This window comes from Roseixanthobacter liquoris (genome assembly GCF_043195135.2).
Taxonomy (GTDB): domain Bacteria; phylum Pseudomonadota; class Alphaproteobacteria; order Rhizobiales; family Xanthobacteraceae; genus NCEH01.
This window is the reverse complement of the sequence record NZ_CM195537.1, coordinates 4,403,781-4,416,283: the sequence shown is the minus strand read 5'-3', so window position 1 is coordinate 4,416,283 and position 12,503 is coordinate 4,403,781. Positions and strand designations below refer to the sequence as shown.

Genomic DNA, 12,503 nt, shown 5'->3' with positions numbered 1-12,503 from the left:
TTTATTTGGATGCGGGGGGTGCGCTCAGTTTGAGTCCAGGCCGTCGCGGATCGCCCGCACGCGGGTGTAGGTATCCTGGAAGGCGTCCGCCTTCACCACCGTGATCATGCGGATATGGGCGTTCGAGCCGAACCGCAGCCACTGGATCACCCGCACGTCCGCTCCCGAGGCGGCGTCCTTTGCGGTGGCGATGATCTCAAAACCGGGCTGGCCGCCGATGCGCAGGGGCTCGGCGCGATCGATGTGCATGTCGCGGACCGCCGGCACCGAGGAGAGGGAGCGCAGGGCGAACTGTCCGCGATCATCCTCGCGCGGCGTTCCGGGCGAAACGCCGACGACGAAGATCGGCTGGTTCGCGCTTTCCAACACGTCCTTGTCGCCCTCGGTCAGCACCGCGGCGGTGTTGCCGATGACTTTCACCACCCGGAACCCCGCAAGATCGCCGAGCTTGAACGGCAGTCCGGCCAATTGCTCCTGCGTCGAGGGCGGGGCGCGGAACGCCAGCGTCATCAGGCTCTTGCGCACCGCTTCGTCGGTCAGTTCCCCGGCGTTCGCCTCCGGGATCTGCACCGTGATGAGGGCCGTTCCCTTCGCGGAGCCGGCGAGCAGGATCCATTTCTTGGCGACCACCGGCCCGGCGCTCTGCTTGCCGATCACCAGCAGGGTCTGCGCGTCGCGCAGAGCGGAAGAATCGGGCAGTTTCTTGGGATCGGCCACCAGCGGGCCGCGGCTTTCGACCGTGATGCCCTTGGTGGCGAGCGCCGCGTCGGTGAAGCCGGACTCGATCTGGGGATAGGCCTGGGGCGGCATTTCGATGATGAGCAGGGAGGCCGCCTTGCTGCGGTCCTCGAAGCCGGAGAAGGTCTGGCTCTCCACCATGCCCTCGGGCGGCACGACGCCCACCAGCGTACCTTTTGGAAAAAGCACATCGGCAGCGCCGGCAACCCCGCCCGAAACCAGCAGCACGGCGAGCGAAAGCCCAAGGCGGATCTTCATCTTCGGCAATCCCATCACGGCAAAATCCATTGCGGCCAGACCCATCATGGCGTCTTGGCGGCGAAAGCGGGCGGAAGCGTGGCCCGCGCCGATGTCGCAGGCCCGGCCGGGTGCCCTTCGGCCCGGTTGAGTTCGGCCGGGTCCACGCGCCGGAGCGTCAGGTTGAAGCGGCCGGGTTGCGGCAGCAAGGTCGAGGTGCCGGGCAGGATGCGGTCGATGCCGTGGAAGGCGAGGCGGCTTTCGCCCGACAGCAGGAGCGCATCGCCCGAGGCGAGCCGCAGCGAGCGGGTCGGGCTCCGCCGCTCCGTGCCGCCGATACGGAACAGGGCGGTGTCGCCGAGCGAGAGCGAGAGCACGGGCGCGGTGAAATCGTGCTCGTCGCGATCCTGGTGCAGGCTCATGCGCGCGCCGGGCGCGTACCAATTGATCAGGCACGCCTGCGGCGGCGCGGCGGCGCCGGTGAGCTGGTCCCAGGCCGCGAGCAGCGACGCCGGCATGGGCGGCCACGGCGCCCGCGTGTCCGGGTGGAAGGACTGATAGCGATAGCCCGCCTCGTCCGACACCCAGCCGAGCGGGCCGCAATTGCTCATACGCACGGAAAACGCCTTCCCCGTGCGCGGCATGCGCGGCGTGAACAGGGGCGCCTCGGCCAGGACGGCGTTGATCTCGCCCGCCAGCGCCTGCTGGGCGTCACGGTCAAGAAAGCCCGGCCAGTACAGGCAGCCCGGCGCGACTTCGATTGGGTGTGCCACCTGGATTTTCGCCTCCTCCCTCCACCATGGCCGAGCCGATGTTCCGCGCCAACCCGGTTCGTCCGGCACGGTGTCCAAACACCGCAATTTCCACGCTTCCACCCCGCCCGCGGGCCGGACCGGGGCCGATGAGGGGAACGCATGGGCCACAGCCGCGTTCCTTCGCCAATGGGAAGGACAGGAGACTTGACCATGAACACGCATCTCGTCGGCGCCGCTGGCGTCCTCGCCCTGGTGCTCGGCACGTCCGCCGCCGGCGCCCAGACCTCGGCGGTCATCGTCGCCCAGCCGTCGGGCTATGTGACCGTGACCCCCGAGCAGCAAGTCCTGATACAGCGCTATGTGGTTCAGCAGCCCGTGGCCACGACCACCGTGACGCCCCGCGGCTTCGCGCCGGTGGCCGGCGCGGTGGTGCCGGGAGACGTGGAGCTTCAGACCTTCTCCACCGACGCGTCCTACGGTGGCTTCGATGCGCCGAGCTACCGCTATGTGGTGCTGCCGGACAACGAGACGGTGCTGGTGGAGCCGGGCAGCCGGCGCATTATCGAGGTAATTCGATAAGGTTTCGGGCCTCGGCCCGGGCGCGCGGCGCTTTCACCGGAACGCCCGGAAATCGATTTTTTCACCCCGCCGGGAGGTCCTGGCGGGGTGTATTTTCATATCCTGATCGCGAGAAGGTGAAAAAGCGCGGCGCGCGGCCCCGCATGCCTTGCGGCGCCTAATGACCCCTCCTATATCGGCCTCGAACGCTGTCGTCACAGCGTACCCCAATGCAACGGGGACCGGCGGACAGCCGCGGGAGGGGCCCGCGGGCATCCTTCATGGGCGCTGCAAAGGCCCGGCCGGTCTGCCGATAAGGAGAAGTACATGTCCAAGATCATCGGCATCGACCTCGGCACCACCAATTCCTGCGTCGCGGTGATGGAGGGAAGTTCCCCGAAAGTCATCGAGAACGCGGAAGGCGCGCGCACCACGCCGTCCATCGTCGCCTTCACGGAAGATGGCGAGCGTCTGGTCGGCCAGCCGGCGAAGCGCCAGGGCGTCACCAACCCGGAACGCACCTTCTTCGCGGTGAAGCGCCTCATCGGCCGCCGCTACGACGATCCCACCGTCGAGAAGGACAAGAAGCTGGTTCCCTACCACATCGTGCGCGCCGACAACGGCGACGCGTGGCTGGAAGCGGACGGCAAGAAATATTCCCCCTCGCAGATCTCTGCCTTCATCCTTCAGAAGATGAAGGAAACCGCCGAGGCGTTCCTGGGCGAGAAGGTCGAGAAGGCGGTCATCACCGTTCCGGCCTACTTCAACGACGCCCAGCGCCAGGCCACCAAGGACGCCGGCAAGATCGCCGGTCTCGAGGTGCTGCGCATCATCAACGAGCCGACCGCGGCCGCGCTCGCTTACGGGCTCGACAAGAAGTCGGCCGGCACCATCGCGGTCTATGACCTCGGCGGCGGCACCTTCGACGTGTCGGTGCTCGAGATCGGCGACGGCGTGTTCGAAGTGAAGTCCACGAACGGCGACACGTTCCTGGGCGGCGAAGACTTCGACATGCGCCTCGTCACCTATCTCGCCGACGAGTTCAAGAAGGAGCAGGGCATCGACCTGCGCAACGACAAGCTGGCCCTTCAGCGCCTCAAGGAGGCCGCCGAAAAGGCGAAGATCGAGCTGTCGTCCGCGACCCAGACCGAGATCAACCTGCCCTTCATCACCGCCGATGCGTCCGGTCCCAAGCACCTGACCATGAAGCTGACCCGCGCCAAGTTCGAGGCGCTGGTGGACGATCTGATCCAGCGCACCGTCGAGCCCTGCCGGCTCGCGTTGAAGGATGCGGGCCTCTCCGCCGGCCAGATCGACGAAGTGGTGCTGGTGGGCGGCATGACCCGCATGCCCAAGGTGCAGGAGATCGTGAAGCAGTTCTTCGGCAAGGAGCCCCACAAGGGCGTCAACCCGGATGAAGTGGTCGCCATCGGCGCCGCGATCCAGGCGGGCGTGCTCCAGGGCGACGTGAAGGACGTGCTGCTGCTCGACGTGACCCCGCTGTCGCTGGGCATCGAGACGCTGGGTGGCGTGTTCACCCGCCTGATCGACCGCAACACCACCATCCCCACCAAGAAGAGCCAGGTGTTCTCCACGGCGGAAGATGGCCAGACGGCGGTGACCATCCGCGTGTTCCAGGGCGAGCGCGAAATGGCGGCGGACAACAAGGTCCTCGGCCAGTTCGACCTCATGGGCATCCCGCCCGCGCCGCGCGGCGTGCCGCAGGTGGAAGTCACCTTCGACATCGACGCCAACGGCATCGTGCAGGTGTCCGCCAAGGACAAGGGCACGGGCAAGGAGCAGCAGATCCGCATCCAGGCGTCCGGCGGCCTCAATGAGGGCGACATCGAGAAGATGGTGAAGGACGCCGAGGCGCACGCCGCGGAAGACAAGAAGCGCAAGGCCCTGGCCGAAGCCAAGAACCATGGCGAGGCCCTGGTCCACTCCACCGAGAAGGCGCTGTCGGAATATGGCGAGAAGGTCGGCTCCCCCGAAAAGACCGCCATCGAGACCGGCCTGACCGAGCTGAAGGCGGCGCTGGAAGGCTCCGACGTGGACGCGATCCAGGCCAAGACCCAGGCCCTGGCCCAGGTGTCGCTCAAGCTCGGCGAGGCCATGTATGCGGCCCAGCAGGGCGGCGAGCCGGGCGCTTCGGCCAAGCCCGCCGACGATGTGGTGGATGCCGAATTCACCGAAGTCGACGACGACAAGAAGAAGTCGGCTTGATCCTTGCCTGCGCCAGATAGGTGCATGTGAACGTCTAACGAGGATACCCCCGGGCCAGTCCCGGGGGTCGACGTTTCCGGCGGTGCGGCCGTGTGCGTCGGGCCGGCGTGAGCCGGAGCGGCGCTACGGCCGATCTTAGTGTCGAGGACGCCTGAACCGGGGCGGCGGATAATCGAAGCCATGTCAAAGCGCGACTATTACGATGTTCTGGGCTGCGAGCGCGGTGCCGACGAGACGGTGCTGAAAGCCTCCTACCGCAAGCTGGCCATGAAATGGCATCCCGATCGCAACCAGGGCGACGGGGAAGCAGAGGTGCGCTTCAAGGAGGTCAGCGAGGCCTATGAAGTGCTCAAGGACCCGCAGAAACGCGCGGCCTATGATCGCTTCGGCCATGCGGCTTTCGAGAATGGCGGCGGCGGTGGCGGCGCGGGTTTCGGGCCTGATTTCGCGTCCACCTTCGCGGATATTTTTGACGATCTGTTCGGCGGCTCCATGGGCGGCCGCGGTGGCGGCGGCGGGGGCCGGGGCGGTGCCCAGGGCGGGCGCGGGCGCGGCGCGGACCTGCGCTACAACATGGAAATCACGCTCGAGGAAGCGTTCGCCGGCAAGACCGCCGAGATCAAGATTCCCACCTCCATCGTCTGCGAGACCTGTTCCGGCTCGGGCGCCAAGCCCGGCACCCAGCCGAAGGTGTGCCGCACCTGCGGCGGCGCGGGCAAGATCCGCCACGCGCAGGGCTTCTTCACGCTCGAGCGCACCTGCCCGGCCTGCCAGGGACGCGGCAGCGTGATCGAGGATCCCTGTACCGCCTGCGGCGGGGCCGGCCGGGTCACGCGCGAGCGTTCGCTTTCGGTGCAGATCCCGGCGGGGGTCGAGGACGGCACGCGCATCCGCCTCGGCGGTGAGGGCGAGGCCGGCGTGCGCGGCGGACCCGCGGGCGATCTCTATATCTTCCTGTCGCTTGAGCCCCATCCCTTCTTCCAGCGCGAGGGTGCGGACCTGTATTGCCGCGCGCCGATCTCCATGGTCACGGCGGCGCTCGGGGGATCGGTGGAGGTGCCGACCATCGACGGCGAGAAGACCAAGGTGCGCATTCCCGAGGGCACCCAGTCCGGCAAGCGCCTGCGCCTGTCGGGCAAGGGCATGCCGATCCTGCGCTCGCGTGCCCATGGCGACATGTATGTGCAGGTGGTGGTGGAAACGCCGCAGAACCTCACCAAGCGCCAGAAGGAGCTGCTTTCCGAGTTCGAGCGGGAATGCTCCAGCGAGACCAATCCGGAATCCAACGGCTTCTTCGCCAAGGTAAAGGATTTCTTCCAGGGCGCCGGCGAGGCCGACTAGCGGTCCCGTGCTTGTGAGCGTCCGCGTCCGGCCCTAGAGCTGCTGCGGGCGGGAGGGCGCGGGATGGAATCGGGGAAAGGCGGGGAGCCGCGGGCGGTTGCGCGCGAGGCCGGGCGCCTCGATTGGCTCGATGCCATTCGCGGCTACGCCATCATTCTCGTGGTGGGCATTCATGCCGCCGCCTACAGCTTCATTCCGCTGGATTCGCTCGGCGGCTGGTTCGGCTTTCTGCTTTCGGCGGCGACCGTGCCCCTGTTCTTCGCGGCCGACGGCTTCCTGATCTCCCGCAGGCTCGATGAGGGGCGCCCGCCCCGCTGGTGCGACGTGCCGCGCTGGGCGCGGCGATTGCTCCTCCCGTTTCTTATTTTCTCGCTGCTTTATGCCGGCCTGCGCTGGATCGGGGAGAGCCGGGGCCTGCTGGCGGAGCACTTGATCCCGGTGGATGATCCCCTGGCGCTGCTGGTGACGCTCTACCGCACGCCGCATGCGCAGAACCTCTATTTTCTCCCGGCCCTGTTCCTGGTGCGGCTCGCCGCTTTGCCGCTGATCCCCTTGATGCGGCACGGGATCGCGATGCGGATCGCGGTGCTGCTGGCGGCCATCGGGCTCAATCTCGCCGCCCGCGCGACCTTTCTCGCGCCGTTGCTTTCCGCGCCGGTGCTGGACCCGGTGGTCTATCTGTTTTGGGGCCTGCCGCTGTTCCTGTCCGGTCTCGTCCTCGCGCAGCTTGCGCCGCGGGTTGCGGGGCGTGAGGCGATGGTGGGCGCCGGCGCCCTGCTGCTTGCGGCGCTTGCACAGGCGTGCGCCTTTGGCAGCGTCCTCATCGTCTATCCCTATCTCGCAGGATTGATGGCGCTGGGGCGGGGGATGCTGAAGGGGGAGGGGCGGCTCGCGCGCGCCTTCGCCTTCCTCGGCCGGCGCACCATGGGGATCTATCTGCTGCACGGGCCGCTGTTCCTCAAAGCGGGGCAGATGCTGGTTTCCAAGGCGGGGCTGGCGGGCTGGCCGGGGTTTTTCGCCCTGTGGGGATTCGGCTTTGCGTTCGGGCTTGCGGCGACGCTGGCGGTGGAGCGGCTGCGGCTTGACGGCCTGCTGTTCGGCGCCCCCACGCCGCGCCCGCGAAAGGGCCGCCACCATTCCGCCGAACTCGCGGGCGATCAGTCTGCGTCGAGATGCGGGGAAGCATGACTGCGCGATTCGTCTTCAGGTGTGTTGCGGCCCTCATGGCCCTGCTCGGCGGTGCCGGCGTGGCCGTGGCCCATCCCCATGTGTGGGTGACCATGAAGACCCAGGTGGTCTATGCCCCCGACGGCACCATGACCGGGCTCAAGCAGGACTGGACCTTCGACGAGGCCTTCACCGCCTTCGCCCTTCAGGGGCTGGAGCGCAACAAGGACGGCTCCTATCCCGAAAGCGTCCTGAAGCCCCTGGCGGAGGTCAATGTGACCTCGCTCAAGGAATATGATTATTTCGTCAAGGCAAAGAACGCGACGGCGAAGCTCGCGTTCAAGGATCCGGTCGATTATTACCTGACCTTTGAGAATGATGCCCTGACGCTCCACTTCTTCCTGCCGCTGGTAAAGCCCATCCCGGCCAAAGGCAGCATGAGTTTCGACATCTACGACCCCACCTATTTCGTTTCGTTCGAATTCGCCGAGAAGAACCCCGTCTCCCTGTCCGGAGCCCCCGCGGGGTGCACGTTCCAGACCGTGCAGCCGGAGCAGCCGCAGAACATGCAGCTCGGGGAGGAGTTCTTCACGAACCTCACCTCCTCCAGCACCTACGGTGCCCAATATGCCGACAAAGTCGCGGTGAAGTGCCCGTGACGCGCCATCTCGCCGAGCCTTCGGCGGGATTTCGGGCGAAGTTCGTGTCGGCGAAATGTGACCTATCGGAAGAGCCCTCCATGACGCTTCGCCGGCGGCCGTCCCGCGCCCGACGCCATCCGTTTGCCCTCGCGGGGGGCCTTTCCGGAGCCCTCGTCGCGGGCCTCGCGGTCGCGGTCCTGATCCTCCTGGTGGCGGAGCCGGCTTTTGCCCAGGCGCTGAACCCGGCGCCCGGCGCCCTCGGCCCCAAGCCGACGCCCTTCGGGCTCGGCGCCGGGGGGCCTGTCCCCACCGGCATCACCGGCTACCTCATTTCCAAGCAGAGCGAATTCTATCGCGCCCTGATCCAGGCGGTGCGGGCGGCGAAGGCGGATGGCAATGCCTTCGGCCTGCTGGCGGGCCTCTCTTTCGCTTACGGCGTGTTCCATGCGGCCGGGCCGGGACATGGCAAGGCGGTGATCTCCTCCTATCTGCTGGCCGATGGCGGAACGCTGCGGCGCGGGGCGCTGCTGGCGCTGGCGGCGGGCATGGTGCAGGCGCTGGCGGCGGTGCTGTTCGTCGGCCTGCTGGCGATCCTGCTGGGCGGCACCGCCGCGTCCATGGCGGGGGCCATGAATGTGGTGGAGATCGCGGCCTATGGCGGCATCGCCGTGTTCGGCGCCTATCTCGCCTTCAGGAAGGCGGTCAGCCTCCTCGCCGTGCTGCGCGGCCAGCCGGCGGCCCATGTCCACGGCCCGGATTGCGGCTGCGGCGACAAGCATGCGCCGGACCCGCATCTGCTGGATGGACGGGGCGGCTGGAAGCGGGCGGCGGTGGCGGTGGTCTCCGCCGGCGCGCGGCCCTGCTCGGGCGCGATCCTGGTGCTCACCTTCGCGCTGTCGCAAGGCGTGATCTGGAGCGGCGTGGCGGCGACTTTCGCCATGGGGCTCGGCACCGCGCTCACGGTCACGGGCATCGCCGCGCTCGCGGTCTATGGCAAGCGCATCGCGGTAAAGCTCGCCTCGGCGGCGTCCGGGCGGGGCACGGCGCTGCTGCTGGCGGTGGAGATGGGGGCGGCGATGCTGGTGTGCGGGTTCGGTGTCGCCCTTCTGACCGGCTATGCCGTGAGCGAACGCCTGCTGCCGGGCTAAAACTTTGCAAGCGCAACGATTTTCCGCTGCGATGCACCAAAATTCGTCGCGCCTGGTTTTTCGGCAACTTCGTTTCACAATCCCTCCAAACAACGAAATTGCCGGGGGCGCCGGCGCGTGTAAGCTTTGATGCAGATCAAAAGATGCGTCGGCGCCTTGAGGGGCGCACGAAGGAGAGCGGCCCCGCGGCCGCCGCGTCGCACCGGAGGCGCCCATGGCCATGAAGCCCGTCTCGCTCGACGACAAATATGACCTTGGCCAGGAGGACGTCTTCGTCTCCGGCACCCAGGCCCTCGTGCGCCTGACCCTGATGCAGAAGGAGCGCGACCGGCGCGCCGGGCTCAATACGGGCGGCTATGTCACCGGCTATCGCGGCTCGCCGCTCGGCGGGCTCGACCAGCAGTTCGGCCGCGCCCAGAAGCTGCTCACCGCCAACGACATCCTGTTCCAGAGCGGGCTGAACGAGGATCTCGCCGCCACCGCCCTTTGGGGCTCCCAGCAGGCGGAACTGCGCGGCGAAGGCAAGTATGACGGCGTGTTCGGCCTCTGGTACGGCAAGGGGCCGGGCGTCGACCGCTCGGGCGACGTGTTTCGCCACGCCAATAATGCCGGCACCTCCAAGCATGGCGGCGTGCTCGCGCTCATGGGCGACGACCACACCTGCGAAAGCTCCACCACCGCGCACCAGAGCGAATTCCACTTCGTCGATGTCATGATCCCGGTGCTGAACCCGGCCGGGGTGCAGGAAATCCTGGATTACGGCCTCTATGGCTGGGCGTTGTCGCGCTTCGCCGGCACCTGGGTCGGCCTCAAGGCGGTGAAGGACACCATCGAATCCACCGGCATCGTGGACGGGCGGGTGGACCGGGTGCGCATCGAGCCGGCGCTCGGCTTCGCGCTGCCGCCGGGCGGACTCAACATCCGCCTCGGGGACACCCCGGTGGCGCAGGAGGAGCGGCTTCAGGAATATAAGCGCGACGCGATCCTGCATTTCCTGCGCACCAATCGGCTAAATCGTTTCATCACCTCCGGCGGCACCCGCCCGCGCATCGGCATCGCCACCGTCGGCAAGAGCTATCTGGACGTGCGCCTTGCCCTCGACGAACTGGGCATCGACGAGGTGCGCGCCAATGATCTCGGCCTGCGCATCTGGAAGGTGGCCTGCCCCTGGCCGCTGGAGCCGGTGCAATTGCGCGAGTTCGCCTCCGGCCTCGACCTCATCATGGTGGTGGAGGAAAAGCGCTCGCTGATCGAGGTTCAGGTGCGCGAGGAGCTGTACGGCACCGCCAACCAGCCGGTCTGCATCGGCAAGCGCGACGAAGCCGGCCAATGGCTGTTTCCGGTGAAGGGCGCCCTCGACCCCAACGACATCGCCATCGCGCTCGCCAAGCGCCTGCTGGCCTATGGCGACCTGCCGGACATCGCCGCCCGCCTCGCCGAGCTGGAGGAGGCCCAGCGCGTGCTCGCGGCGACGGGGGATGTCGCGACCCGCATTCCCTATTTCTGCTCCGGCTGCCCGCACAATTCCTCCACCGTGGTGCCGGACGGCATGCGCGCCTATGCCGGCATCGGCTGCCATTACATGGTGCAATGGATGGACCGGGAGACCACCGGCTTCACCCAGATGGGCGGGGAGGGCGCCAATTGGATCGGCGAGGCGCCGTTCTCCAAGCGCGAGCATGTGTTCCAGAATCTCGGCGACGGCACCTATAATCATTCCGGCTATCTGGCCCTGCGCGCCTCCATCGCGTCGGGGGTGAACGTCACCTACAAGATCCTGTTCAACGATGCCGTGGCCATGACCGGCGGCCAGCATCACGAGGGCGATCTCACCGTGCCGGTGATCGCCCGGCAGGTGGCCGCCGAGGGTGCGAAGCAGGTTGTCGTCGTCACCGACGAGCCGGAGAAATATGCCAGTGGCGAGGCTTGGCCCGCCGGCCTCACCATCCATCATCGCGACGAGCTGGAAACCGTGCAGCGCGCGCTGGCCGCCGTGCCCGGCTGCACCGTGCTGATCTACGACCAGACCTGCGCCTCGGAGAAGCGCCGTCGCCGCAAGCGCGGCCAGTTTCCCGACCCGGACAAGCGGGTGATCATCAATGAGCGCGTGTGCGAGGGCTGCGGCGATTGCGGGGTGAAGTCCAATTGCGTGTCCGTGCAGCCGCTGGAAACCGAATGGGGCCGGAAAAGGGAGATCGATCAATCCTCCTGCAACAAGGATTTTTCCTGCGTCAACGGCTTCTGCCCCTCGTTCGTCACGGTGCACGGCGCCAAGCCGAAGAAGTCGGCCGGCGTGGCCTCCGGCGCCCAGGATTGGCCGGACCTGCCCGAGCCCGCGCATCCCGAGATCCACGGCACCTATGGCATCATCGCCACCGGCGTGGGCGGCACCGGGGTCGTGACCATCGGCGCGATTTTGGGAATGGCCGCGCACCTTGAGGGCAAGGCCTGCGGCATGATCGACATGGCCGGCCTCGCGCAGAAGGGCGGGGCGGTCTACAGCCACATCCGCCTTGCCAAGCGGCCGCAGGATATCACTGCCATCCGCATTCCCGCGCGCGGCGCCGACCTGATCCTCGGCGGCGATCTCGTGGTGGCCGGCACCAAGAAGGTGCTGGCGGCGGTGAAGCCGGGCGCGACCATCGTGGTGGTGAACACCCACGAGGTTCTCCCTGGCGATTTCACCCGCGACGCCGATTATTCCCTGCCGACGGAACGGCTGAAGCGCACCATCTCCGGCCTTGCGGGGGCGGAGAAGACCCATCTCATCGCGGCGAGCCGGCTGGCGCTCGCCTTGTTCGGCAATTCGCTGGCGCAGAACATCTTCATGGTGGGCTATGCCTATCAGTTCGGTGCCCTGCCGGTGTCGGAAGCGGCGATCCTGCGGGCGCTGGAACTGAACGGCGAGGCGGTGGCCATGAACAAGGCGGCCTTCCTGTGGGGCCGCCGCGCGGCGCACGATCCGGCGCGGGTGGAAGCCCTGCTCGGCCCCTCGGCCGCGACCACCGACGCGCGCAAGCTCTCCCAAAGCCTGGACGAGATCATCGCCCGCCGGGTGGCGTCGCTCACGGCCTATCAGAACGCCGCCTACGCGCGCCGCTATCTCGATCTCGTGGAACGCGTGCGCGCCGCCGAGTCCGCGCGCGCGCCGGGGCGTGGCGGGCTGACCGAGGCGGTCGCCCGCAATCTCTACAAGCTCATGGCCTATAAGGACGAATATGAAGTCGCCCGGCTGTTTGCCGACGGCGCGTTCCAGCGCCAGGTGGAAGCGGCGTTCGAGGGCGAGCTCTCCTACGAATTCCACCTTGCCCCGCCCTTCCTCGCCCGCGGGGCCGGGCCGAACGGCGAGCCGCGCAAGATGCGGTTCGGCCCGTGGATGATGAAGGCGTTCAGCCTTCTCGCTCGGTTCAAGGGGCTGCGCGGCACGCCCTTCGACCCGTTCGGCCGCACCGCCGAGCGGCGCACCGAGCGGACGCTGATCGCGGACTACGAGGCATTGCTGGGCGAGATCGTCGGCGCACTCGATGCCGGCAACCACGCCCATGCGGTGGCGCTCGCCAACGTGCCGGAGAAGATCCGCGGCTATGGCCCGGTGAAGGCGCGGCACCTTGCGGCGGCGAAGGCGGAGGAGGCCGCGCTTCTCGCGCGTTTCCGCGCCCCGCCCGCGCGCCCCGCGCAGGCGGCGGAATAAG

The 12,503-nt window shown here is 67.7% G+C and carries 9 protein-coding genes; 7 read left to right on the top strand and 2 right to left on the bottom strand.

The features are described from left to right. Positions 1-24: 24 nt before the first annotated feature. Entirely contained in the window at positions 25-996 is a 972-nt protein-coding gene (locus V5F84_RS19895; RefSeq protein WP_509277131.1) for a hypothetical protein, read from the bottom strand. Positions 997-1,040: 44 nt separating this feature from the next. After that, positions 1,041-1,748, bottom strand: a complete 708-nt coding sequence (locus tag V5F84_RS19890; RefSeq protein WP_394041997.1) for an alpha-ketoglutarate-dependent dioxygenase AlkB family protein — start codon at positions 1,746-1,748, stop codon at positions 1,041-1,043. Positions 1,749-1,940: 192 nt separating this feature from the next. Here V5F84_RS19890 and V5F84_RS19885 point away from each other — a divergent pair, with 192 nt between their 5' ends. The 7 genes from V5F84_RS19885 (at position 1,941) to V5F84_RS19855 (ending at position 12,502) form a co-directional block, all read left to right on the top strand. Next, positions 1,941-2,309, top strand: a complete 369-nt coding sequence (locus V5F84_RS19885) for a DUF1236 domain-containing protein (protein ID WP_394041998.1) — start codon at positions 1,941-1,943, stop codon at positions 2,307-2,309. A 306-nt stretch (positions 2,310-2,615) separates the two neighbouring features. Then, on the top strand, positions 2,616-4,514 hold the full coding sequence (dnaK, locus tag V5F84_RS19880; RefSeq protein ID WP_509277130.1) for a molecular chaperone DnaK: 1,899 nt from the start codon (positions 2,616-2,618) through the stop codon (positions 4,512-4,514). 180 nt (positions 4,515-4,694) lie between these two features. Beyond that, on the top strand, positions 4,695-5,855 hold the full coding sequence (gene dnaJ / locus V5F84_RS19875; RefSeq protein WP_394041999.1) for a molecular chaperone DnaJ: 1,161 nt from the start codon (positions 4,695-4,697) through the stop codon (positions 5,853-5,855). Between the two features lie 63 nt (positions 5,856-5,918). Next, positions 5,919-7,043, top strand: coding sequence for an acyltransferase family protein (locus tag V5F84_RS19870; RefSeq protein WP_394042001.1), 1,125 nt, complete (start codon positions 5,919-5,921; stop codon positions 7,041-7,043). A 35-nt stretch (positions 7,044-7,078) separates the two neighbouring features. Beyond that, the gene (locus V5F84_RS19865) at positions 7,079-7,681 is read left to right on the top strand and encodes a DUF1007 family protein (RefSeq protein WP_509277129.1); all 603 of its coding nucleotides are present in this window, start codon (positions 7,079-7,081) and stop codon (positions 7,679-7,681) included. A gap of 80 nt (positions 7,682-7,761) precedes the next feature. Next, positions 7,762-8,811 (top strand): nickel/cobalt transporter, encoded by a 1,050-nt coding sequence (locus V5F84_RS19860; protein WP_394042003.1) that lies wholly within the window; start codon positions 7,762-7,764, stop codon positions 8,809-8,811. 214 nt (positions 8,812-9,025) lie between these two features. Further along, positions 9,026-12,502 carry an indolepyruvate ferredoxin oxidoreductase family protein gene (locus tag V5F84_RS19855; protein WP_394042004.1) on the top strand — a complete coding sequence of 1,159 codons (3,477 nt, stop codon included), beginning with the start codon at positions 9,026-9,028 and terminating at the stop codon, positions 12,500-12,502. Position 12,503: the final 1 nt, after the last annotated feature.